Here is a 25,253-nt window from a genome sequence, read left to right as displayed (position 1 = left end):
AAGATCATGAGCAGACTAACCATTAGGAATACTCAGATTGAGGGTGAAATGATGAAATATGGAGACAAGATTATTTATATAGAAGGTATTATTATCGAAGTAAAAGATGGAGCTGTATCCATCGATCTGAAAGGAAGACTAGGATTCCTGAAGGTTCCCATGCGGATGTTGATCAATGATTACCCGCTGAAAGTGGGACAGGAAGTTGGTCTGAACATGAGTTTTGTCGAAGTGCTGAGCGAAGAAGTGAATGAGACCTATGTCAGCAATATTGAAAAGAAGAATAGAAATAAACAAACAAAGGAGGCATAATCATGGCTGATATGACCATTGTAAAAAATCTACAGTCAGAAATATTCGTACCTATTACCCCTCCTCCTGTCTGGACACCGGTAACAAAAGAGCTTAAAGATATGAAAATAGCTCTTGTAACCGCAGCCGGCGTGCATTTGCAGTCCGACAAGAGGTTTAACCTAGCAGGAGACTTTTCTTTCCGCGTGATCCCAGGAGATGCTCCTGTTGAAGACATGATGGTATCCCACGGTGGTTACGACAATGCGGATGTTAACAAAGACATTAACTGCATGTTTCCGATTGACCGAATTCGTGAATTAGCGGAAGAAGGGTTTATCAAAGCAATATCTTCTGTAAATCATGGATTTATGGGTGGCGGTGGAGACCAGACAAAGTTCAGAGAAGAAACTGGTCCGGAAATTGCCAAACAGCTTAACGAAGAAGGCGTTGATGCCGTTCTTCTAACCGCTGGCTGAGGTACCTGCCACCGTTCCGCTGTTATTGTACAGCGAGCGATAGAGGAATCGGGGATTCCTACAATTATCATTGCGGCATTACCGCCAGTTGTAAGACAAAATGGTACACCAAGAGCCGTTGCACCACTAGTACCAATGGGTGCTAATGCAGGGGCGCCAAATGATGTAGAAATGCAAAAAAATATTTGTATTGATTCATTGAACCAATTGGTAGAAATTACAAGTGCAGGAAAAATTGTTCCACTACCTTACGAATACATCGCAAAGGTATAGAATTAATCATCTGAAAGTCCGGCCGGATTTTTCCGGCCGGAAGAACTTAAAAGTATAGGGTGATTTTATGTCAGTCAAAGAGAAACAGTACAGAAGATTAGTCATTAAAACCTTCCATATTAATCAGGTGACAATGGGAGGTCAGACAAAGATAGAGAACCAAAAACTTTCGATTACTATGCCTAATTTTGATAAAAAAATGTCAAATTATGAACAGATCAAGGATATTCAACTGGAAATTATTGAACCCAAAAAACATGACCGATGGACAAACAGCATCATGGATATCATTCCGATTTCAACAAAAGTATTGGGTAATCTTGGAGAAGGAACCACCCATACATTAACCGGAGTGTATGTCATGCTGACAGGGGTTGACGAAGCGGGTCAACAAGTAGCTGAATTTGGTTCTTCCGAAGGAACGCTTAAAGAAAAGCTAGTGCTGAATAAGGCTGGCACACCATCGGAAGGAGATTATATTATTTCTTTTAATGTGACATTAAAAGAAAAACAAGGCACTAATCGAGCCGCCATTCTTCAGGCTCATCGATGCTGCGATGATTTTATACAGGAAATACGAAATCTGTTGAAAAAAGCAGATAGCCGTTCCTATACAGAAAAACATGAGTTTTATGACCGAAACAATCCCAGTGGGAAAAAAGTAGCCATTGTAAAACAAGTGGCCGGTCAGGGCGCTATGTACGATAATCAGTTATTGTCCAAAGAACCATCCGGAATGGAAGGTGGCCGATCGATTATTGATATGGCAAACGTTCCCATTATTCTGTCGCCTAACGAATACAGAGATGGTGCTCTACGGGCGATGACATAGGGTAGGTGATTATTTATGGGAGTCGGACCATCAACTAAGGAAACAACATTGCATCATTTTCGAGATCCACTGCTAGATGTTCTGGAAACGGATCAAGATATTGATCTAACGGGCGTCATTATTGTTGGCACCCCACAAAGCAATGATGAAAAATATTTTGTAGGAAAAAGAACGGCTGCATGGCTGGAAGCCATGCGGGTGGATGGCGTTATTGTATCTGTCGATGGCTGGGGAAACAGTCATGTAGATTATGCGAATACCATTGAAGAAATTGGAAAGCGAGGGATACCGGTTACGGGCCTTAGCTTTATCGGAACACAAGCAAATTTTGTAGTGAAAAACCAGTATATGGATGCGATTGTGGATATTAATAAATCAGAAGCAGGCATCGAAACAGAAAATGTAGGCGAAAACAATATGAATCGGCTTGATGCCAGAAAAGCACTGGCTTTCCTGAAACTAAAAATGAGGGGGTAAAACAATGAAATTTACAAAAGGCATTCACACCATTGATTCACACACCATGGGAGAACCAACTCGAATTGTGGTTGGAGGAATTCCTCAAATTCCAGGAACGACTATGGCAGACAAAAAAAGCCATCTTGAAAACAATCTGGACTATATGAGAACTTCTTTAATGCATGAACCAAGAGGCCATAACGATATGTTTGGTTCTATTATTACGGCATCAACCGTAGAAGAAGCCGATTTCGGTATTATTTTCATGGATGGCGGCGGATACTTAAATATGTGCGGCCATGGTTCTATCGGTGCGGCTACCGTAGCTGTAGAAGCTGGAATGGTTGAAGTAGAAGAACCCTACACAAACTTAGTGATGGAGTCTCCTGCTGGATTAATCAAAGCAAAAGTAAAAGTAGAAGACGGAAAAGCAAAAGAAGTATCCATTGTAAATGTTCCATCCTTCCTTTATAAAGAAGACGTGGTGATTCAAGTGCCTGAGATAGGCGATGTAAAAATGGATATTTCCTTCGGCGGTAGTTTCTTTGCCATCATTAACGCTAAAGAATTAGGCGTTAAAGTAGAGATGGAACAAGCAGATGTACTCTTAAAGCTAGGACTTAAAATTCGTGATATTGTAAACAATACAGTTGAAATGCAACATCCAGAGCAAAAGCATATTAAGACAGTGGACTTAGTGGAAATCTACGATGAGGCTAGCAATGAAGAAGCGGATTACAAAAATGTAGTTGTCTTTGGACAGGGTCAGCTGGACAGATCACCTTGCGGTACTGGTACCAGTGCAAAACTAGCTACCTTACATGCAAAAGGACAGCTGGGCATTGATGAAAAGTTTGTATACGAAAGCATTACAGGTACTATGTTCAAAGGAAGAATTATGGAAACTACTGAAGTGGGTGACTTTAAAGCGGTTATTCCGGAAATTACAGGAAGCGCTTATATCACAGGATTTAACCATTTTGTCATCGATCCGGACGATCCACTGAAGCACGGTTTTTCTCTGTAAGAAAAAAATAAGGATAACAGAATAAAAAAAGGAGAAACCTGCTTTCTCCATGATATAATAAATAAAATAATAAAGAAAAGAATTTAAGGAGGGAATTATATGTTAGCTAATGCTGTATTAGGAGTTCTTGGGGTTATGACCCTATGGTTTGTGTTCAACTGGATTAAAGTTTACAAAGATAGCCCGTCAGGTAGCCCAGGATTCCATCGAATTGCCGTAGGATTTGTGACCAACTTTTTTGACACCTTAGGAATCGGATCTTTTGCACCAACAACCGCATGGTTAAAAGGCGCAAACCTTGCTCCGGACCGTGTTATTCCAGGTTCACTAAACGTAGGTCATACCCTGCCTGTAGTAGTAATGTCTTTTATCTTTATTCAACGTGTAGAAGTAGAGCCATTAACCTTGGTGTTAATGTTGCTAGCAGCGGCTGGTGGTGCTTTCTTTGGTGCTGATATTGTTTCTGGATTGCCAGAGAAAAAAGTTCAGTTAGGAATGGGTTTTGCATTATTTGTAACAGCTGCCTTTATGTTTGCTGGTCAGGTAGGGATTATGCCAGGAGGTGGAGAAGCTGTTGGTCTTACAGGATTACCGCTGGTTATTGGTGTAGTCGTTAACTTCTTTTTGGGCGCTTTAATGACCTTAGGGATTGGCCTGTATGCACCTTGTATGGCATTGGTATATGCTTTAGGAATGAGCCCTATCGTTGCTTTCCCAATCATGATGGGATCTTGCGCTTACTTAATGCCAGTAGGAAGCTCTAAGTTCCTTAAAAATGGCGCTTTTGATGCTAAAGCGGCGCTTGGTTTAACCCTTGGTGGTATCCCAGCTGTGTTTATTGCAGCTTATCTGGTAACTGGATTACCGATTAATGTATTAACCTGGTTAGTAATTGGTATCATTATTTATACAGCGATTACAATGTTAAGAGCAGGAATGATGAATACAGAAGTGGCTGCTGATCATGTAGCAACAGAAAAATAAAATAAAGCACTCGTAAAAACAGGCTCTGGAAGAACAGGGCCTGTTTTTTGTGCTATAAAAACAAGTTTTTAGGGTATATCTTATGACGAAGTGAAGAAATAAGAGGGTGGAGGTGCTGAATGATTAATAAAAACAATAAGCGAATCATAAGACCTGGTCAAAAGATAAACATCCGGGCATTGAAAAAATGTCAGCAAGAACTGAAAATTCTTAAACAGGCTTTACATCATTCAGGCACTGTTCTTTGGTCTACGGACTACTGTACTAATAAGATATCAGCCGTGGATACCTGGGTAAAGTTGTTAGGATACCCTTTAGATGAAGCGGAAAGCTCCTTGGATTTTTTTAAGGAAGCCATTCATCCAGAAGATCGAAAAAGGGAACTGGAAGCCAGAGAGAGACATTTTAACGGAGAGCTGCCGGAATTTCATGTGGTATTCCGCATGAGGACAAAGAAAGGCTCCTATCGTTGGATCAGAGCCCGTGGAAGATTTGTGGAACGGGATGAAAACGGGAAGCCTCTTGGTATGGTAGGGATACACGAAGACATTACCCAACAGCGACAGATGATTGATAAAATCCATAAAAGTGAAGAAAAGTATCAATTACTATATAATACAATGAAACAGGCGATGGCCTATCATCAAATCATCACCGATGAAGAAGGAAATCCTCGTGACTACTTATTTTTAGAAGTAAATAATGCTTTCGAGCGGCATACAGGTCTAAAGAAAGAAGAATTGATCGGAAAAACCGTTTTAGAAGTACTGCCAGAAACGGAGAAGGAATGGATAGAAAGGTATGGGAACGTAGCATTATCCGGAAAATCTGAACATTTTATCCAGTTTTCAAAAGCATTAAATCGTTATTATGAAGTCGACGCTTATTGCCCAAAAACCGGTTACTTTGCTGTCCTCTTTAATGATATTACAGAACGGATTCAAGCCAGCCAGGAACTAAAGCATCAAAAAGCAATCATGGACGGATTGTTTCGGACATCACCGGATGCCTTGGTATTAATTGATTGTGAGGGGATTATCTTAAGGATAAACAAACGGTTTACAGAAATATTTCACTATGCAGCTGAGGAAGCGTTAGGAAAACATGTTGATGAGCTGATTGCTAACCAAAATCAACGTGAGGCGGCTCAGGAACTTAATCGCCGTGCAAGAGTGACTCTGGATCTGGAAGTTGAAACACAGAGAACCAGAAAAGACGGATGCCTAGTACCCGTTATGATCCGATCCCAACCCTACTATTTAGATGAAAAAATAATAGGACACCAAATTATTTATACAGACATTCGCCATCGAAAAGAGCAGGAAGAAATACTCCGAAGGGCAAAAGAAGAGGCTGATCAGGCTAACGAAGCCAAAAGCCGGTTTCTTTCTAATATCAGTCACGAAATGCGCACTCCCATGAATGGGATCTATGGAGCGGCCATGTTGTTGGAGACCACAGAATTGTCGGCAGAACAACAGGAATTGGTAGAAATGCTAAAGGAATCATCTGACCGGATGATGAATACAGTAGCGGATCTTTTGGATATTTCGAAACTGGAGCAAAGTGCTGTTGTTCTGAAAGAAGAGCGATTTGATCTTTGTAAAACCCTTCAAAAATCCGTTGAACCTTTTCAGAAAATGGGAGAAAAACGAAAGATACAATTCCTTCTTAAGTGTCATGTGGACACTTCCCCTTTAGTGTGGGGCGATGCTGGAAAACTTCGGAGAGTTTTATATCATTTAATAGGAAATGCCTTTAAGTTTACAAAGAAAGGACAGATTGTTGTAGAAGTTTCATTAAAAGAATATCAAACACCAATCAGTATTTTCCGGTTTATGATCAAAGACACCGGCATTGGTATTCATCAGGAAGAAATGCACCAATTGTTTAATACCTTTACGCAATTAGATGATTCGAATAAAAAAACCTATCAAGGTTCCGGCTTAGGTCTGACCATTGTGCATAAACTCTTAGAACAAATGGGAGGGACGGTTCATGTGGAGAGTAGTCCGCATAAAGGAAGTCTTTTCTATTTTGATCTTCCCTTGAGAGTGGAAACATCCGAAAACTGTCTTTCGGAATCATCCGAGGAGGAGTTGCTGGCGACAGAAAGAAAGCCGAGCAAGATTCTTGCCGTTGAAGATGATAAGATAAGTCAGCTGCTGTTAAAAAAACTAACTCAAGAGATGGGATTTGACTTAGAGGTAGTAGCAGATGGATTAAAAGCCATAGAAGCATATGGAGAAAACCAATATGACCTTATTTTAATGGATGTACAACTTCCTTCCATTAGTGGGTTGGAAGTTACCTCGGTGATTCGTTCCTTTGAATCCCGTACCGATGAGCATACACCGATTATTGGCATTAGTGCCCATGCCATGAATAAGGATAAAGAAGAATGCTTGGCGGTAGGAATGGATGATTACATGGCAAAACCCATCGATTTTAAGCAATTATCCCACATAATAAAAAAGTGGACGCATAAATAGTGCGTCACTTTTTTCTCTTGTTAGTTTTCTGATTTTTCGGTTTTCCTTTTTCATCCACCAATACTTGCCCCACACTCGTAGGGGCAAGATGTTCTAAGAGCTGCTGCACCTCTTCGATTTCCTCTAACCTGATTTTCCATACCCGTCGTATTTCCTTTGCAAAAGGTGTTGGAAGGGTAGGGGAATAGATGAGCTCCAAATGCCCTGCATCATTCCATTGGGTCCATCGAAGGTTTTTCCAAGGAACAAAACCTTCTGATACAAAAAAACCTTTTTCGTGAAGGGCTGGCTGGTGTTTGGCACGCAACGTATTAACCCAACTGAAAAGAATCCAGAAAGCACTGGTGATTCCCCTGGTAATAAGGTCCGAAAGTTCACCTTCAGGGATAGCGTCATAGCGGAGCACAGCCTCCTGAAGGGCTCTTAAAAACTCACCGGCATAAAAGACCCAAAAAAACAAGAGCAGGATCCATAAATAAAAAGACATATTTTTGTTTTGGGTGGCTGGTTTTTTGAGCAAAACTCCGGCCCAACGCTGGCGAGTCAGCTCCCGAATTAGCCAATAAACCATCAGAAATGAAATCAGAAACAGAAAAATATCCAGATAACCCATAGAAGCGATGATAGATTTAATAAGAACAACCTCCTTTTGAATACATCACTATTGTATTCAAAAGAAATGAAGATTTCAATAGGAAAAGCATCTATCCGTAAGAAAGACGACTTCGAAGGAGGAAAACAAGGTGAAAATAGGAATTATTGGAAATGGCGGTGTTGGAAAAGCCCTTATCCGGTTGATTCATGAAAAAAAAGAAACACTGGCTAAAGAAGGACTAACTCCTGTAATCTGTGCTCATTTGGACAGTACCGGCGGTATTTATGATCTTGAAGGTATTGATCTAAAACGACTAATGCAACACAACGAAAAAAAAGAGCCTTTGAAAGATTTTCCAAAAGGAGGATCGGCTGGTTTATCCATCGATGATATTTTAGAGGAAAAAAGTATGGAAGTGCTGATAGAGCTTACACCTACCAATAAAAAAACCGGTGAACCAGGGATAGGACATATCACAAAAGCCCTGGAAAATGAGATTCATGTGATCACGGCCAATAAAGGGCCGGTAATGATTGCTTACCACTCATTAAAAGCCTTGGCAAATCGGAAAAGACGACAATTTTGGATAGGATGTACTACCGGTGGTGCCTTGCCAGCTATTAACGGCGGGTTGATAGATCTTGCTGGTTCGGAAATCACCTCTATTACCGGCGTACTGAACGGCACTACCAATTATATTCTGGAAGAAATGAAAACCAGAGAATGTACCTATAGGGAAGCATTGCAAAAGGCACAGAAGGACGGAATTGCCGAGACAGATCCATCTTTAGATGTAGAAGGCTGGGATACGGCGATGAAATTATTAATTCTGACCAATGTGTTGATGAATCAAAACAAACAGCTTTCGGATATAAAGGTAAGAGGGATTACAGAAATTGACCAGGCGGAGATAGGCAGAGCCACCGGGGAAGGTGGCAAAATAAAACTGGTGGGAAGAACCCGGTTAGAGAAAGAGAAAATTCTTATGACGGTTCAACCGGAAACCCTCTATCCAGAAGATTTTTTATTTCAGGTAGATGGTAAAAATAAAGGGGTTCACTATACAACGGATACTTTAGGAGACATAGGGATTTTAGGCGGCGCCTCCGGCCTGACGGCGGCAGCGGCATCGGTCCTTAGAGATTTGATAAATTTACATCGTGGTGGTTGTGGATAAAATGGATTTTACTGGAAAAGAATCATTTTCAAGAAGGTTCAATTTTTAATGGGAATAGGAAATCATATAAATGAATAGAAAAGACAGGAGGAAGGGGATTATGAAGCTACGAACAAAGTTTATTAGTGGAATTGGAATTAGCATTGTTGTTGCGATGTTGGCATTGACCATAGCAATCAATCATCGTGTAGGTGAAATGATTGACTCTGTGGAATCAGACTATAATCAGCTATTAGAAAGTGCTGTTTATGCTCAAATGGATGCTCAACTGGATAGTGCGAGAATGTCAGTATTAACTATTGCCAATAACACGAGGATTCAAGCGCTTTTTGCTGAGAGAGATCGTGAGCAGCTATCAGAAGAGCTAATGCCAGTGTATGAAATACTAAAGGACGAAGTAGCTCAGATACAATTTCATCTTCCAAACTCAGATTCTTTTCTAAGACTTCATATGCCGGAAAACTATGGCGATAGTTTGCGAGATTTTCGATTTACAGTCAACGAAGCTAATGAAAAAAAAGAAATTGTTGAAGGACTGGAAGAAGGGAGGGGCGGTTATGGATTCCGGGTAGTGGTGCCAATGTTTTATCAGGGACGCCATACCGGATCGGTAGAATATGGCAGCGACTTTGGAACAAGATTTTTGCAAGACTTGAAAGAAGATTACGGGGGAGACTACTTTATCTACTCCTTAACAGATGATTCCGTTTCTTGGGTTGAGGGTCAGGAGGAAAGTTTCCTGGCTTCTACGGCGAGTTCTGATGAGTGGCAACCGGAGTTGTCCTATAGAGACAACCTAGAAGCTGGTGAAACGGTTAGCCTACGGTCAGAAAGTGAAAAAGAAAGTATTTTAATGATTCCTTATTACGATTATCAGGGAAACGTAGGCGGATATATAAAAGTGGTTACCGATAGAAGTACCATACTGGGATATTATCAGCAAATATACCGGGTATCATATATCATTTCCGCTTCTGTGGCTATTTTGCTAGCATTAGCGATGTTTTTATTATTAAGAAAGTCGATCCTAAGACCACTACAAGACTTGCGAGAGAGTATTCAGAAAGTAGAAACCGGAGATTTTACCGTTGCGTGTAAAAAACATTCCCGAGATGAAATTGGTCAACTGGCTGATTCCTTTAATCATATGGTTGAAACGGTAAGAGAAATAATAGGAAATGTAAAAAAAGCTTCGGAAGCAGTTTCAAAATCTTCTAGATCTCTCACAGAAACTTCTGATCAAAATACCAGAGCATCTGAAGAAGTGGCAAAAGCGGTGGAAGACATAGCTTCTGGAGCTACTGATCAGGCGGAAAGAACGGAAGAAGGTTCTGCTAAAGCGGCCTTATTAGGAGAGCAGATTGAGGGAAATACTAAGTTAATGGAAGCACTTAAAAATTCGTCAAGAGAAGTGTTTTTAAGTATTCAAGAAGGCATTCAAGAAATAAGGAATATTTCTGAAAGCTACGAAACCACAGATCAAGCAATGCAAGAGGTTCATCAAGGTATCCAGCAAACGGATGAAAGTGCTGAAAAAATAAGTCAAGCTAGTCATGTTATTACAGCTATTGCAGAACAGACGAATCTCTTAGCCTTAAATGCAGCAATAGAAGCTGCACGGGCAGGAGAGGCTGGGAAAGGTTTTGCTGTTGTGGCGGAAGAAATAAGGGAATTAGCCGAGCAGTCTAGCAGATCTACTCGTCAGATTGATGAGGTAGTTAATGAATTAAATCAAAACTCGAGAAGTGCTGTTGAAAGAATAGAAAAAGGCTTTGAAGATTTAGCAAAACTTCAGGAAGCTGTTAAAAAATCAAAAGCAGTCTACGAGAGAATAGATGTGGCAACCGAAGCCAATCAACAAAACCGGAGTCACCTGGATAACTCAATGAAAGAAATGGAATCCATGAAAACAGACATAATGGACACGCTACAAAGTTTAGCAGCTATTGCGCAGGAAAACTCAGCATCTACCGAAGAAGTTTCTGCTTCTGTAGAAGAACAAACCGCATCGATAGCAGAAGTATCAAATGCTAGTGATCATTTACAAAATCTGTCTATCCAACTCTATGAAATGGTACAGCGGTTTAAAGTATAAGAAAAGGAGGCAAAGAAATGAGTGAATCAAAAAATCAAAAGAAAAAGGAAAAGGAAAAGAAGGAAAAAAAAGAGCATGAGATTGTAAAAATCAATGGAGTAAAACAAAAAAAACTGAAAAGAAAACCCTACGAAAAAGAGTTGATTCGTTTACAGGAAGAATTGGTAAAACTGCAGGAATGGATTAAACATGAAGGATTAAAAGTAGTGGTTATTTTTGAAGGAAGAGATGCGGCTGGTAAAGGAGGCGTGATCAAACGCATTACAGAAAGCTTAAATCCACGGATCTGTCGGGTAGAAGCTTTGGGGACACCAACAGAACGTGAAAAAACACAATGGTATTTTCAACGATATGTTAATCGATTGCCGGCGGCAGGAGAAATAGTTCTCTTTGACCGTAGCTGGTACAATCGGGCAGGAGTTGAGAAAGTGATGGGATTTTGCTCCGATGAAGAACATCGGGAATTTCTTAGGTCTTGCCCGGAGTTTGAACGAATGCTTGTCCGCTCCGGCATTATTCTAATTAAATACTGGTTTTCTGTTTCTGATGAAGAGCAGGAAAGGCGGTTTCAGTCACGGATCGAAGACCCGACCAAAAGATGGAAACTAAGTCCAATGGATCTGGAGTCCAGAAAAAGATGGATGGAATACTCGAAAGCAAAAGATGAAATGTTTGCGCATACCGACATTAAGCAAGCTCCCTGGTATGTGGTGGACGCGGATATTAAACGGCATGCAAGGCTTAATACCATTCGGCATTTATTAGGTCAAATTCCATACCGGGACTTGACTCCGGAACCAATTGAATTACCACCCCGACAAGATGATATGGCTTATGTACGTCCGCCAATATCAGACCAAACCTTTGTTACTGATTATTATGGAGGATTTGTTGGATCAACGGAGTAACTCTTTGAAACGGTAGGGGTTCATTTTATCCTAAAAGGAGCATGACAAGATGATTTCATTGACACAATTGACAAACCGGTTATCGCGGGCATCCGACATGGTAAGTCCTGCGCTGAATGGCCATCAGCAACAAGTAGCTTATATTTCCTGGCATATAGGAAAACAGATAGGGTTAACACCAAAGCGAATGAATGAATTATATGCCGCATCAGTTTTGCACGATATCGGAGGCCTTAGCATGAAAGAAAGGCTTAAACTCCTCTCTTTTGAATTGATCAACCCTCATCTTCATGGAGAAATTGGGTGGTTATTACTTAAAGATTATCCTGAATTCAAAAAAGAAGCCAAAATCATTCGTCATCATCATGTTTCCTGGGATTATGGAAGAGGCAAAAGGAATTTAGGGGACGAAGTGCCATTGGAAAGCCATATTATTCACATGGCCGATCGGATTACTACGTCGTCGATACTGGATTCTACTGCATTAAATCAGGCGAAACCTATTGTTGATAAAATTAAAAGCCTTAAAGGGAGCAAATTTCACCCCGAGCTTGTGGAGGCCTTAGAGAAATTAGCGGACAAAGAGTATTTCTGGTTAGATTTACACTCTGTCTTAAAAGAAAAACATTGCTACTCTCCTCCGGAACCAGAAGATATTAAGGTGGAAGAGGGAAGGCTGCTTTCTATTTCGAAACTTTTTGCACGAGTGATCGATTTTAGGAGCCGATTTACGGCTGTTCACAGTGAAGGCGTTTCTTCTGTGGCTACTACCATTGCCTCTTGCCTGGAGCTTTCAGAAAATGATTGCACAGACATAGAAATAGCAGGATACCTGCATGATATTGGGAAATTGACGGTTCCGAGTGAAATTCTTGACAAGCCCGGTGACCTGACAGCAGAAGAGTACAATGTGATGAAAGGCCATACTTATTATGGCTATATTCTATTAAAAGACCTTGAAGGAATGGAGCGAATCAAAGACTATGTCTCTTTTCACCATGAAAAAATCAACGGAACAGGATACCCCTTCAAGCTTACAGGAAAGGAACTTCCAGTAGGAAGCCGGATCATGGCCGTAGCGGATATTTTAACCGCATTGACAGAAAATCGTCCCTATCGCAAAGGGATGACAAAAGACAAAGCCTTGCTTATTCTGGGAGAAATGGCAAAAGCAGAAGAATTAGACCCGGAAATAGTTCAATTAGCACAGGATTGTTATAGTGAAATCAGAGAAAGTCGAATCAAAGGGCAGGAACAAGCTCGGAGTCGATATGATACCTTTGCATCTAAAATTGGAGACAGAATCGATTAATTGAGAGATGGCCAGAGCGGGGGATCAATGGCGATCATCCTCGCCTTGGCATAATCGTTCAACAGTTCCTTTCATTGCCATAAAGAGAAATATTCAGTAAAATGAGAGAGAGGCTTTTTCTTACTACTTGATGAAAGGGTCTGATACTATGACTGGCAACTCTTTTCTCATTCTAGGATTACCCCCTGCCACCACTGTGATTGTGGGAGGGCTATTTTTATTGTCTGCCTTTGCTCCGACACTTCTGACCTACTATTTGAAAAAGAAAGGGGTCTGGAAGGATGAATAAGTCAATTGTTTATTTAATCTATTTTACGGGATATACAATGATCCTTCTATTTATAGGGAAAGGCGGATTTAAAAGAACCAATAATCTGAGAGATTTCTTTTTAGCAAACAATAGCCTGGGCCTTTTAATGAGTATGGCCACTTTTTCGGCCACCTGGTTTAGTGCAGCTTCTATGCAAGGCGTTTCTGGGTCTATTTTTGCTTACGGTTATAATACAGTGCTTTATGCCGTTATTCCTTGGTTTTTAGGCGCTGTCATGCTGGTGCTGTTAGCAACTCGACTGCGGGAATATGATTTGATGACAGTTCCGGAATACTTTTACATAAGGTACGGTAGCAAGAATATGCAGGCCGCTGGAGGGGTAATGATTGTCATAATTTATATTCTATACATTATTATTCAGATAAGAGGCTTCGGTATTGTTATCTCGGAATTTTTAGACATCAATTATACCTTTTCTATTTTACTGGTGTATTTGTTTGTGATGTATACTAGTTTTGGAGGCTTGTTTTCAGTAGCAAGAACAGACAGTTTGAATATCACATTAATTGTGACGGGCATTTTTTTAGCCGCCATCCTAATCCTGAAAGAAACAGGTGGCATTACTGAAATGCACCATCAGGCAGCCTTGATTGACACGAAGGCTTTTCCGGGGCTACCGGAAGCGACTGAACCGGGCGGCTTGCTAGATCCTTTTTCTAAATCAGCGGCTCCGCCCTTGTTAACGGTGACCTCTTTATTTGGGTGGGGGATGGGGTTGGCCGCAAACCCTCAATATGCCCTTCGGATCCATTCGGCTAAGAGTACAGGGACGGCGCTTCGGATGATTTCTTTTTCGGTACTGTTACTGGCGGCCATGTATATAGGCATTTTAATTATTGGAATTGGTAGTAGGGTATTACAGCCAGAAATTATTGGGATTCAGTCTGTTGACGAAGTGTTGCCCTTTGTGATCAATAATGTTATTTACTCTCGGTTTAGCGGGTTATTACTGATTAGCATTGTGGCCGCCGCTATTTCGACAGCGAACTCCCAACTTTTAGTGGCAGCCAGTGGGTTTAGTTATGATATCTATAAAAACATATTTTGCCCACAAGTAACGGAAGAAAAACTACTATTGATTAACAGAGCCTTTGTCTTTTTTGCCGGAACTATTTCCTTACTTCTTTCCTTAAAACCACCGGAAAGTTTATTAGTATATGGTGGTTACATCTGGGGATTTTTTACCGTAAGTTTTTTTCTTCCTCTCTATGGAGGCCTTTTCTGGAAAAAAGCCAGCTATAAAGGGGCGGTTGCATCTTTTTTATCAGGATTTATGGTTATGGGACTGGCAATGGGAATGAACGTGGAAGCTCGTTTTCATATTCATCCCGCTTTTCCTGGATTTTTAGCATCCAGCGCAGCCTTTTTTTCTATGAGTTTTTACTCTGTTCATAAGAAGAAAGAAAAAAACATCAATGGTAATCATTAAAGGAGCGGGTCAGGTTGAAATGGTTTCGTTTTGATATTGAAAACAAAATACTAATCCCTTTTATGATCCTCTTTATTCTAGCGATTGTTACCTTAGGAAGTGTTTCTTACTGGACGGGGTATCAAATGTTGCTTCGAAACGAAACAGATCACCTTCAAAAACACCTACAGAGTTTTTCTGTGTACCTTAATGAATTAAATGCCAAGGTAGAAACAGGAGAGTTAGCACTGGAGGAAGCTAAAGGCAAAGCGATTGCCTTTTATTACCTGAATGGCTCCGAAAATGGGTTCATTATGGCAGAGGACCGATTATTAGCAAGTCTTTTTATCACAGAAGAAGAATGGATTTCAACCTTTGCGCAAGAAGAAAAGTCGGATGCTGGCGGAAGTATGAAAGTAGGGAACAGCGTGTTGGTATACCGCAAATACCCACCTTGGAACTGGACATTAGGCTATGGAATGAATCGCCAGTTATTTTCGGAAACCGTCTTAGAAAGCCAGAAATATATTATTTTACTGGCCATCGTTTCGTTGGTAGTATCCATGCAGGCAGCAATTTTGGTTGCGTACCATATTTCAAACCCTGTTCGGCAGTTAGTGGACGCCTTTAGTCGCATAGGGCGAGATCATATGAGCGAAAAAATTTCTTTTAGCCGGAAGGATGAAATTGGACAACTGGCAGAAGCGTTTAATGAAATGATGGAACGATTGCGCCTGAGTACTACGAAATTGTTGGATATGACCAGATTTAATGAAGATATTTTAAGGAGCATTACGACGGGAATCATTACAACAGATGCGGATGGAAAGGTACTTTCCGCTAATCCGGCGGCAAAAGAAATCTTAAACACCTTTCCGAAGGACCCTGAGGATGACTTGATAAATGTAAAAGAAATACGCCATCAGATTAACACCACTCTAAGCCGCGGAAAATGCTTGAACAGATTGCACACTTTGGAAAAGGAAGGGTTAGCTGAAAAACGATACCTGGACAGCATGACGTCTCAGCTAAAAAATGAAAAGGAAGAAGTCATAGGCGTTATTTGTAGCTTTAGAGACATTACAGAACGAAAACGAATTGAAAACAATATGGAACTTTTAGATCGCCTTAGTTCCATCGGGCAGTTAGCGGCAGGGATGGCTCATGAAATTCGTAATCCATTGGCGGGAATGAAAACCAGCCTTCAAGTGCTGCAGCGGAGAAGCCAATCGACAGAAAACGAAACCAGCCACCGACTTTTTCAAAGCACCTTGTATGAAATTGACCGCATTGACAGTCTGATCACCGAACTGTTAAATTTTGCTCGCCCTAGAAAACCGACATATGAGATAGTGGACGTATCCAAGGTGCTTTATAGAACCCTTGAATTGCAACGAAAATCCATTGAAGAAAAAAAGGTTCATGTAGAGATGAACCTAACCGATTCAATGCTATGCATTTTAGCGGACAGCCACCAATTAGAACAAATCTTTCTAAATCTGATGATCAATGCTATCAATGCTATGAAAAGAGAAGGGACGTTAACAATAAATATTTTTTCAGATCAAAAAAAGAAAGGAATCGGTGCTGACAATCCTTCACAGGTAGTGATTGAGTTTAAGGACAATGGCAAAGGAATGAAAGCAGATGAAATAGAAAAGATTTTTCTTCCCTTTTACACAACAGATCCTCAAGGAACCGGTTTAGGTCTCTCTGTGGTACATGAATTAGTGAAGGAAAACAACGGAAAAATTGAAGTGAATAGTAAAGAGGGTGAAGGTAGCTGCTTTCGGATTTTATTTCCGGAGGCTTCTGGAGAAGGAGGCTAAAATATGGCATTGGAAATATTGATTATTGATGACGAAGAAACGCTTCGAATGTCTTTGGTAGAAGGACTGAAAGATATGGGGCATAATGTTTATGCAGCTTCAGATGGCAAAACAGGAATGGAAGCCATCGAAAGCAAAGGTCCACAAGCGGTGATGCTGGATATACGGTTGCCGGATGCCAATGGACTACAACTCATTCAGTCAATCAAAGCAATTGATGAAAGCATACAGATTATCATTATGACAGCCTATGGCGATATTAGAACAGCCGTATCGGCGATCAAACAAGGGGCCTTTGACTATATTCATAAACCCTTTGATCTGGACGAAATTCAAGTAATACTTAAACGAATCGAAGAAACCCTAAGAATGAAGCAGAAATTGTTTCTCTTGGAAAAGGAATCCGATGCTCTGATACGTCAACCAATTATTGGTCAACATCCTTCGATGAGTGATGTTTTTCATAAAATAGAAGTGCTGTCAAAAAACGATGATGTCACCGTTCTGATTCGTGGAGAAACAGGAACAGGAAAAGAACTGGTAGCTTCCGCCATTCATCACGCCAGTTCCCGAAAAAATGCCCCTCTTGTCAGCATTAATTGTGCCGCTCTTTCTCAAAATCTTATAGAGAGCGAACTGTTTGGTCATGAGAAAAATGCATTTACAGGCGCTAATGCATTGAAAAAAGGACTGATAGAAATTGCCGATGGTGGAAGTGTTTTTTTAGATGAAATAGGAGAGTTGAAGCCGGATACACAAACAAAATTTTTGCGAGTGCTGGAAGATAAAAAAATGAAACGAGTCGGTGGATTAGAAGATATTCAGGTAGATGTGCGTATTATTGCAGCTACCAATAAAGACTTAGAAAAAGCCATAGAAGAAAAAGAGTTTCGGGAAGACTTATATTATCGGTTGAATGTAGTGCCTGTTTGCTTACCGCCGTTGAGAGAACGTGGAGAAGACATTTTATTGATTGCACGCCATTTTTTGACGCTATATAACCAAAAATTTCATAAGCAAATAGAAGGTTTCACCAAAGAAGCAGAAAAATGCTTGCTGGATTATCCATGGAAAGGCAATATCCGGGAACTCAAAAATGTGGTGGAACGAATGGTGATTTTGCATACGGGTAAAACCATTGATGAAAAAGCCTTACCATCGGATATAGGGGAAAACAATAAGAAGACGCCAAAGGAAAAGAAGCATTGGATGATGGAAGAAACGGAAATACCGGAGGGATTTTCTTTAGAAGAGCACCTGAAGGAAATAGAAGCCTGTTATCTGAATCATGCATTGGAAAAATGCCATCATAATCATACCCAGGCGGCAGAATTGTTGGGGATTAGCCGATTTGCCTTAAAGCGCCGTACAGAAAAACGAAAGAAATGACCAAGAGTGCGAAAGCGCTCTTTTTTTGTGCAATATCGCTCAAAAAAGAAAAAAACAAAGCCTCCAAAATAGTTAAAATATTTGAAACCTAGCCAAAAATGAAACTGGCATAATACTTGCATTCATATTGAATGTCTCTTATTCCTATCAATCATATTAAAGGAGGAAAAAAATGAACATTGATCCCAAAAAACAAAACGCAGCAGCACTCTTAGGAGCTGCCTTTATCATGGCAACTTCTGCCATCGGCCCCGGCTTTCTTACACAATCGGCAACTTTTACAGAGCAATACGGTACCAACTTTGCTTTTGTTATTCTCGTATCAATTATTCTTAATTTGGTGGTACAGGTAAATATCTGGCGAATTATCGGCGTGTCTGGTCTTCGTGGACAAGATATTGCCAATAAGGTATTGCCTGGCTTAGGCTATTTTGTTGCTTTTCTGGTAGCACTTGGCGGACTTGCCTTTAATATTGGGAATATTGGAGGAGCCGCCTTGGGAATCAACGTCTTAACCGGTCTTGATACACAGTATGGTGGTTTAATCGCTGGCATTATAGGCATTACTATTTTTATAAGCAAAGATGCAAAACCCATTGTAGATAAAGTAACCAAAACCCTGGGGATTCTAATGATTATTTTGGTAGCCTATGTGGCAGCAACCAGCGGCCCGCCGGTAGGAGAAGCGGCTATCCGAAGCATTGCACCAGAAAACCCGATGTTGTTAGTCTTTCCTATTATTACGCTGCTAGGAGGGACGGTTGGCGGTTACATTACTTTTGCCGGTGCTCATCGCCTCATTGATGCGAAGATATCGGGAGAAGAGAATTTAGGCCACATTACCCGCAGTGCTGTAACGGGTATAGGCGTTGCTTCTGTCATGCGGGTACTGTTCTTTCTGGCGGTACTAGGGGTGGTTCATCGAGGCCTGGCCCTTGATCCGGAAAATCCAGCAGCATCTGCTTTTCTTCATGGAGCTGGAACTATTGGGTATCGATTTTTTGGAATTGTTCTGCTGTCAGCCGGCATAACATCTGTAATCGGTGCAGCCTATACCTCTGTTTCATTTCTTAAGACGCTTAGCCGCACAATTGACAGGCATGAACAAAAATTCATCATTGGATTTATCGCTTTTTCAACCTTTGTCATGAGCTTTGTAGGAAGTCCGGCAACTTTACTAGTATTAGCTGGATCGTTAAATGGATTGATTTTGCCAGTCACCTTGGGCAGTATGTTGTTAGCTTCCAGAAGGAAAGACATTATCGGGGATTATCAGCATCCGACCTGGCTAATTGTATTAGGAGTGATAACCGTTGTGTTGACAGCGTACAGTGGTTTTATGTCATTACAGAACATCGCAAACTTGTTCTAGAGAAAGAGGGGTTGATACGATGGATGAGAATACACGTTATATGGCGGCAGGAGATAGGGCTTTGGTAATGGAGTTCGGAAATGAAATAAACACCAGGATTAATGAGAAGATACGAGCCATGACCATTGCTCTTGATCAAAGAAAAATAAAAGGTGTGGTCGAAGTGGTTCCCACCTACCGATCTTTAATGATTCATTATCATCCACTGACTGTTTCTTTTCAGGCATTGAAAAAACAATTGGTGGAGCTGGAAGAAACACTTCAGGAGATTGAGCTTCCAGCACCGGATGTGATGGTGATTCCGACCCTTTACGGAGGTGAGTATGGCCCTGATATGGCGACGGTCACCGCTCATAGTGGTTTAACCGAAGAAGAAGTCATACAGATTCATACTTCCCGAGATTGTTTGATCTATATGCTGGGATTCACCCCAGGATTTCCTTATCTTGGTGGAATGGATGAACGGATAGCTACGCCAAGATTGGAAACGCCACGCACAAAAATAAGAGGCGGTTCCGTTGGAATTGCAGGAAAGCAGACGGGTATTTACTCCATCGACAGCCCGGGTGGGTGGCAACTCATCGGATGGACACCAGTACCTCTGTATGATCCGGAATCAGAAAAACCATTTTTATTAAAAGCTGGCAATTATGTCCGGTTCGAGTCTATCACAGAAGCCGATTATCAAAAAATAAAACCTCAGATCGAAAACCGGAGCTATCGGTGCAATGTAATATCCAGGCAGGGAGGTGAAATCCATGGGTAATATTCTTGTCAGGAAGCCAGGATTATTGACAACTGTTCAGGATGGTGGAAGACACGGCTATCAGCAATATGGAGTTCCTGTATCTGGAGTGATGGATGACTACGCTTATCGATTAGCAAACCTGCTGGTAGGCAACAAGGAACAGGAAGCGGTACTGGAAATAACCATGTTAGGACCGGAACTTGAATTTCAGGAAGACATGGTGATCGCTTTAACAGGGGCTGATTTAGCCGCTTCCCTGGAAGGAGAAAAAATCCCGTTATACCATGCGATTTTGGTACGATCGGGAGAAACACTGACCTTCAAAGGAATTCAACAAGGTTGCCGAAGCTATTTAGCCATCGCTGGAGGCATTCAAGTTCCATTAGTAATGAATAGCAAGTCAACCTATACAAGAGGAAAAATGGGAGGGTATGAAGGGCGAAGCTTAAAAGCTGGTGATACACTGGAGACTGGAAAACCTGAAATCAAAAGAGAAGCATTGATAGAACGCAGTCTTCCGCAGGCAGTGGTGGATTACCCGCAGGAAATAAACATTCGAGTAGTGGCAGGGCCCCAGGAAGATGAATTTACAGAAGAAGGTATAAAAATATTTTACAGCTCACGCTACGCTGTCACCAATGAATGTGATCGAATGGGATATCGGCTCAGTGGTTCAGAAATTGTCCATAAAAACGGTGGCGATATTATCTCAGATGGGATTGCAATGGGGGCTATTCAGGTACCGGGTCATGGAATGCCGATTGTGATGATGGCAGACCGGCAAACCACTGGGGGCTATACAAAAATTGCCAATGTAATTACGGTGGATCTTCCTAAAATGGCTCAGGCAAAACCTGGTGATCAGATAAGGTTTCAAAAGGTAACGGTGGAAGAAGCTCAAGCATTACTAAAAAAACAAGAAGACGAGTTCGAAGCATATCGGGAAATATTAAAGAATAAAAGTCCTTATCGGAGAGAATTATTTCGCTATCGAAAAGGAAAAAAACAATATGCGTTGGTGATTGAAGAGATTCAGGAAGGGGGAGACGCCGATGGAAAAAATGAAGGTTGATTTGAACAGTGACATAGGTGAAAGCTTCGGAGCATGGAAAATGGGCATGGACGAAGAAGTGCTTCACCATGTGACTTCAGCAAACATCGCCTGTGGATGGCATGCCGGTGACCCGCTGGTGATGTTAAAAACAGTAAAAATCGCTGCACAAAAAGGCGTTAGCATTGGAGCACATCCTGGTTATCCGGATTTAATGGGATTTGGACGTCGGGAAATGAAAATAAGTCATGAAGAAGCAAAAGCCTATATCCTCTATCAGGTAGGCGCCCTTGCAGCCATTGCTAAATCTTTGAATGTGACGTTAAGCCATGTGAAAGCTCATGGAGCCTTATACAATACAGCAGCAAAAGATGAAGGCTTAGCCCTTGCTATTGCTGAAGGAGTAAAAGCCGTTGATCCATCACTGGTTTTAGTAGGTCTGGCAAACAGTCAGCTAGTAAAGGCTGGTGAAACCGTAGGACTGAAAGTAGTTCATGAAGTTTTTGCCGATCGAGCCTACCAGCCGGACGGATCTTTGGTAGCCAGAAGTCATACGGGCGCAATGATTAAAGATGCAGACCTGGCAATAAAACGGGTACTTCGCATGGTAAAAGAAAGAAAAGTGGAAGCGATTACGGGTGAAGATATTACCATTCAGGCAGACAGTATCTGTGTTCATGGAGATAGCCCTCAGGCCTTGGAATTTGTTAAAAAAATAAAAAAAGCACTTTTAGAAGAACAGATTTTGATTCAGGGAATCTGAGATGAAGAAAAGAGCTACAAAAAACAAATCTGGAAAAATCTGCCTATAGAATGTTTGATTAATCAGATAATTTCGATTATTACACAAGGTTCAAAATAGCTGATAAAAAGAATGAAAAGGATTCGGGAATATGTTAAGATGATTGCAGGTAACAATCATGAAAAAATTGTCCGTAAGGACTATTACAAAGTGGGGAGGAGAATATTGATGAACAAACCTGTTTTGTCAGCGCATTTTGAATCCAGAGAACCTTCTGATGTACGACTAGCTCAGATGAAGTACGATGAGCGGGAAGTCAAACCGGAAGCCGTTATTAATGTGGGGATTGGGAACGTTTCATTACCTACTAATCCGGCGATGAAGCAACGTTTATTTGGTTTGGACGCTCCAGAAAGTCCTTTTTCAAAAGGGGTTATCCGTTACACAGGAACCGCCGGTACGGAGGAGTGTCGAGATGCCTTTAAGAACATTCTTACATGTGAAGGTTTCGATACAGACAATTTGTTTGTACAGGTAACGGACGGAGGATCAGCCGCTATGGAGCTGGCGATTCTGGGAATTTGTGGTGCGGCAGCTACCGGTGAAAAACCACTGATGATGATCGATCCGGCCTATACCAACTATATTTCCTTTTCACAACGGGTTGGACGAAAAACCATCACCGTAAAGCGTCAGTTAGGAGACGATGGTACCTTTACCTTGCCGGAACTGGACAAAATTGAAGAGGTTATTAAAACCAACAAACCGGGCGGTATGCTGGTGATTCCTTACGATAATCCTACAGGACAACTCTACAAGCATGATACATTAGTAGATCTGGCAAAACTTTGCGTAAAATATAATATGTGGATGATTAGCGATGAAGCTTATCGTGAACTATATTACGATGAGAACAATAAACTGGTCAGCATCTGGGGCCTTACAGATAAAGAAGTTCCTGGGATTGAAGGACGACGCATCAGCATCGAAACCGCTTCAAAAGTTTGGAATGCCTGTGGCCTTCGGATAGGCGCCCTTATTACGGATAACAAAGAATTCCACACCCGTTCCGTTGCTGAATATACAGCGAATCTTTGCGCCAATGCCATTGGTCAATATATCTTTGCCGCCTTAGCGAAAGAAAGCAAAGAGTCTATTCTTGGCTGGTGCAAAGAAATGAGAGATTATTATAAAGAGCAAATTCTAATGGTAAACAAAGGCCTGAAAGAAAATGAGCCAGGCTTGATTGTTTCCAGTCCGGATGCTTCTATTTATTCCGTTATTGATGTAAGAAACGTGGTAAAACCAGGATTTGATGCGGGAGATTTCGTATTATATTGCGCCGGTAAAGGGTCTGCAGAAATAGACGGTATCGATACCACTTTGTTGGTAGCACCAATGAAAGGGTTCTATGATATTGAAGAAGGACAACCAAATCCGGGAAGCACCCAGTTCAGAATTTCTTTTGTTGAATCACCGGAAAACATGAAAAAAGTACCAGAGCTTTTTGTAAAACTTCTCAAACAATTTGAAGCACAGCGATAAGAACAAGAATAAACATAAAAAACCCGCCAACGGCGGGTTTTTTTAGATAAAAGACAACTTAAAGACAACTTAAAGATTGTTTCTTCTTTCCTCATCTCTGGCATACATGGCAGCACCAATGATGCCGGCATCATTGCCCAGCTGAGAAACTTCAATACGGGTAAGGTTCATCTTTTTTACATAAATCCGTTCGCTGACCTGAAGCTTCAACTCATCAAGAAAAAAATCTGATGCGGCAGAGATACCGCCTCCCAGAGCAATGATTTCAGGATCAAATAGATTAATAAGATTGGCAATGCCAACGGCTAAATAACGAGTCATTCGTTGAACTACTTGTAAGCAAACCTCATCCCCTTCTTTTGCCCCTTCAAATAAATGCCATATACTGATATGATCCGGATCATCCTTTGTTTTTTCTTTTAAAACACTGGGCGTTTTTTGTGAAAGCAGCTTTTTAGCATGGTTTTTCATCGCTGTACCGGAAGCGAAAGTCTCCCAACAACCGTTATTACCACAGGTACAGTCATAATCCCAGTTATGACCTACGGTCATATGGCCAACTTCTGTACCAATTCCATGATGTCCACTATATACCTGATGATTAATAATAATGCCACCGCCTAGACCGGTTCCGAGGGTCAGAAAAACAGAGTTAGCAGCCTGTTGAGTAACGCCCAGCCGGTATTCCGCCACCGCCGCCATGGTGGCATCGTTGGCAACAAATACAGGTTTTCCTGTCATTTTTCCCAAGGTTTCTCCCAAGGGGATATCGGTCCAAAAAATATTAGTGGCAAAGTAAACAAAACCTTCCTTGCTGGCAGCTCCTGGTATACCTACCCCAATGCCACCTACCTCTTGACCATCCAGCTCCGATGCCACTAATAATTCCTCGACCAAAGTTGCGATATCTCTTATGATCGTATCGGACCCTTCCTTCGACCTGGTTGGCTTTTTATCTTTCAGAACCACCGTGCCCTGCTCTGTTACAATACCGGCTTTGACAGAACTTCCCCCAAGATCTATTCCGATATAATACACAAGCCTCACCCTTTCCCTCTTTTCTCCAGTATACAACAAAAACCACCAGGAAAACAGGTTTTGCCGATGGTTAAGATGGCTTCTTTTATAAAGAACAACCACATGTTATAATGAGTAGACCGTTCCCCTTTAAACCAGATATAACCAGATATAAGAGGAAAATAAGGACGCTTTTTCACAAGGAAAGGAAGGATCAGGATGAAAGATCCCACACAAAGGCATATGATGTATCGAATCATCAGGATGATTATTGGCTTTGCCGTTTTTGCAGCCGGGATTGTGATGACCATTCATGGAAATATAGGGCTAGCTCCTTGGGATGTTTTCCATCAAGGCTTGTCAAAAACCTTAGGCATTACCATTGGACAGGCTAGCATTGGAATGGGCTTGTTGATTGTGATCCTGGACGTTATCTTTGGTGAAAAGATTGGATGGGGAACCTTGGGCAATATGCTTTTTATTGGCCTTTTTATTGATTTTTATATGATAAATGAAATCATACCAATACAAAACACCTTTTGGCTGGGAGTCATACAAGTGCTGGCGGGCCTCTTTGTTATCGGAATAGGAAGTTTTCTATATATTAGCGTTGGTCTGGGCTGTGGTCCCAGAGATGGATTAATGGTAGCGCTGGTAAAAAGAACCAAACGCCCGGTAGGAGTTATTCGTGGCAGTATGGAAGGAATAGCCCTAGTGACCGGTTGGCTGCTGGGTGGTCATGTAGGTTTGGGGACTTTGCTGATTGTGCTGACCATCGGTCCGATGGTTCAGTTTGCCTTTCACCTGTTTCGATTTGATGTGGCAAACTTGCGGCATCAATTTATCGATGAAGATCTGAAAGCGCTAAAAAAGAAGAGAGAGAAAGAGAGAAGGTGA

General features: G+C 41.3%; 20 protein-coding genes and 1 pseudogene. 19 read left to right on the top strand and 2 right to left on the bottom strand.

Features of this window, described 5'->3' with window-relative positions:
- Positions 1 to 6: 6 nt before the first annotated feature.
- From BLV55_RS05025 to BLV55_RS04995, 6 genes and pseudogenes are all read left to right on the top strand, one after another.
- The gene (locus BLV55_RS05025; protein WP_330386576.1) at positions 7 to 312 is read left to right on the top strand and encodes a CBO2463/CBO2479 domain-containing protein; all 306 of its coding nucleotides are present in this window, start codon (positions 7 to 9) and stop codon (positions 310 to 312) included.
- A 2-nt stretch (positions 313 to 314) separates the two neighbouring features.
- Complete coding sequence (prdB, locus tag BLV55_RS05020) at positions 315 to 1,043, top strand: D-proline reductase (dithiol) protein PrdB (protein WP_242870038.1); 729 nt, start codon at positions 315 to 317, stop codon at positions 1,041 to 1,043.
- 67 nt (positions 1,044 to 1,110) lie between these two features.
- Positions 1,111 to 2,352, top strand: a pseudogene (gene prdD / locus BLV55_RS14990) (proline reductase cluster protein PrdD).
- Positions 2,353 to 2,356: 4 nt separating this feature from the next.
- Complete coding sequence (locus tag BLV55_RS05005) at positions 2,357 to 3,361, top strand: proline racemase (protein ID WP_093311868.1); 1,005 nt, start codon at positions 2,357 to 2,359, stop codon at positions 3,359 to 3,361.
- A 99-nt stretch (positions 3,362 to 3,460) separates the two neighbouring features.
- Positions 3,461 to 4,345: a sulfite exporter TauE/SafE family protein gene (locus tag BLV55_RS05000; protein WP_093311865.1), complete on the top strand. Its 885-nt coding sequence runs from the start codon at positions 3,461 to 3,463 to the stop codon at positions 4,343 to 4,345.
- A 119-nt stretch (positions 4,346 to 4,464) separates the two neighbouring features.
- Positions 4,465 to 6,837, top strand: coding sequence for a PAS domain S-box protein (locus tag BLV55_RS04995; protein ID WP_093311864.1), 2,373 nt, complete (start codon positions 4,465 to 4,467; stop codon positions 6,835 to 6,837).
- A gap of 4 nt (positions 6,838 to 6,841) precedes the next feature.
- Here the strand turns inward: BLV55_RS04995 and BLV55_RS04990 are convergent, their stop codons facing one another.
- Positions 6,842 to 7,243: a hypothetical protein gene (locus BLV55_RS04990; RefSeq protein ID WP_176968268.1), complete on the bottom strand. Its 402-nt coding sequence runs from the start codon at positions 7,241 to 7,243 to the stop codon at positions 6,842 to 6,844.
- A gap of 337 nt (positions 7,244 to 7,580) precedes the next feature.
- Here BLV55_RS04990 and BLV55_RS04985 point away from each other — a divergent pair, with 337 nt between their 5' ends.
- The 12 genes from BLV55_RS04985 (at position 7,581) to BLV55_RS04930 (ending at position 23,339) form a co-directional block, all read left to right on the top strand.
- Positions 7,581 to 8,609, top strand: a complete 1,029-nt coding sequence (locus BLV55_RS04985; RefSeq protein WP_093311861.1) for a homoserine dehydrogenase — start codon at positions 7,581 to 7,583, stop codon at positions 8,607 to 8,609.
- Positions 8,610 to 8,709: 100 nt separating this feature from the next.
- Positions 8,710 to 10,704 (top strand): methyl-accepting chemotaxis protein, encoded by a 1,995-nt coding sequence (locus tag BLV55_RS04980; protein ID WP_176968267.1) that lies wholly within the window; start codon positions 8,710 to 8,712, stop codon positions 10,702 to 10,704.
- A 17-nt stretch (positions 10,705 to 10,721) separates the two neighbouring features.
- Complete coding sequence (ppk2, locus tag BLV55_RS04975; protein ID WP_093311855.1) at positions 10,722 to 11,612, top strand: polyphosphate kinase 2; 891 nt, start codon at positions 10,722 to 10,724, stop codon at positions 11,610 to 11,612.
- 49 nt (positions 11,613 to 11,661) lie between these two features.
- Positions 11,662 to 12,924, top strand: coding sequence for an HD-GYP domain-containing protein (locus BLV55_RS04970; protein WP_093311853.1), 1,263 nt, complete (start codon positions 11,662 to 11,664; stop codon positions 12,922 to 12,924).
- A gap of 281 nt (positions 12,925 to 13,205) precedes the next feature.
- Positions 13,206 to 14,684 (top strand): sodium:solute symporter family protein, encoded by a 1,479-nt coding sequence (locus BLV55_RS04965; RefSeq protein ID WP_093311852.1) that lies wholly within the window; start codon positions 13,206 to 13,208, stop codon positions 14,682 to 14,684.
- Positions 14,685 to 14,698: 14 nt separating this feature from the next.
- Positions 14,699 to 16,492: a sensor histidine kinase gene (locus BLV55_RS04960; protein WP_093311850.1), complete on the top strand. Its 1,794-nt coding sequence runs from the start codon at positions 14,699 to 14,701 to the stop codon at positions 16,490 to 16,492.
- Between the two features lie 3 nt (positions 16,493 to 16,495).
- On the top strand, positions 16,496 to 17,881 hold the full coding sequence (locus tag BLV55_RS04955; RefSeq protein WP_093311848.1) for a sigma-54-dependent transcriptional regulator: 1,386 nt from the start codon (positions 16,496 to 16,498) through the stop codon (positions 17,879 to 17,881).
- A gap of 172 nt (positions 17,882 to 18,053) precedes the next feature.
- Positions 18,054 to 19,253, top strand: a complete 1,200-nt coding sequence (locus BLV55_RS04950; protein ID WP_093311845.1) for an NRAMP family divalent metal transporter — start codon at positions 18,054 to 18,056, stop codon at positions 19,251 to 19,253.
- A gap of 19 nt (positions 19,254 to 19,272) precedes the next feature.
- A complete protein-coding gene (gene pxpB, locus BLV55_RS04945; protein ID WP_093311842.1) occupies positions 19,273 to 20,019 on the top strand; it encodes a 5-oxoprolinase subunit PxpB in 747 nt (248 codons plus the stop codon).
- Entirely contained in the window at positions 20,012 to 21,073 is a 1,062-nt protein-coding gene (locus tag BLV55_RS04940; RefSeq protein ID WP_093311839.1) for a 5-oxoprolinase subunit C family protein, read from the top strand. The genes pxpB and BLV55_RS04940 overlap by 8 nt, the downstream gene beginning before the upstream one ends.
- A complete protein-coding gene (locus BLV55_RS04935) occupies positions 21,054 to 21,815 on the top strand; it encodes a LamB/YcsF family protein (protein WP_330386575.1) in 762 nt (253 codons plus the stop codon). The genes BLV55_RS04940 and BLV55_RS04935 overlap by 20 nt, the downstream gene beginning before the upstream one ends.
- 207 nt (positions 21,816 to 22,022) lie before the next feature.
- Positions 22,023 to 23,339: a pyridoxal phosphate-dependent aminotransferase gene (locus tag BLV55_RS04930; protein WP_093311837.1), complete on the top strand. Its 1,317-nt coding sequence runs from the start codon at positions 22,023 to 22,025 to the stop codon at positions 23,337 to 23,339.
- Between the two features lie 69 nt (positions 23,340 to 23,408).
- Here BLV55_RS04930 and BLV55_RS04925 read toward each other — a convergent pair whose 3' ends face one another.
- Positions 23,409 to 24,377, bottom strand: coding sequence for an ROK family protein (locus tag BLV55_RS04925; protein ID WP_176968266.1), 969 nt, complete (start codon positions 24,375 to 24,377; stop codon positions 23,409 to 23,411).
- A 198-nt stretch (positions 24,378 to 24,575) separates the two neighbouring features.
- Here BLV55_RS04925 and BLV55_RS04920 point away from each other — a divergent pair, with 198 nt between their 5' ends.
- On the top strand, positions 24,576 to 25,253 hold the full coding sequence (locus BLV55_RS04920; RefSeq protein WP_242870037.1) for a YczE/YyaS/YitT family protein: 678 nt from the start codon (positions 24,576 to 24,578) through the stop codon (positions 25,251 to 25,253).

The sequence above is a fragment of the Tindallia californiensis genome (assembly GCF_900107405.1).
Lineage (GTDB): Bacteria > Bacillota > Clostridia > Peptostreptococcales > Tindalliaceae > Tindallia > Tindallia californiensis.
The sequence above is the reverse complement of the archived record's forward strand: the minus strand, read 5'-3'. Positions and strand labels throughout refer to the sequence as shown.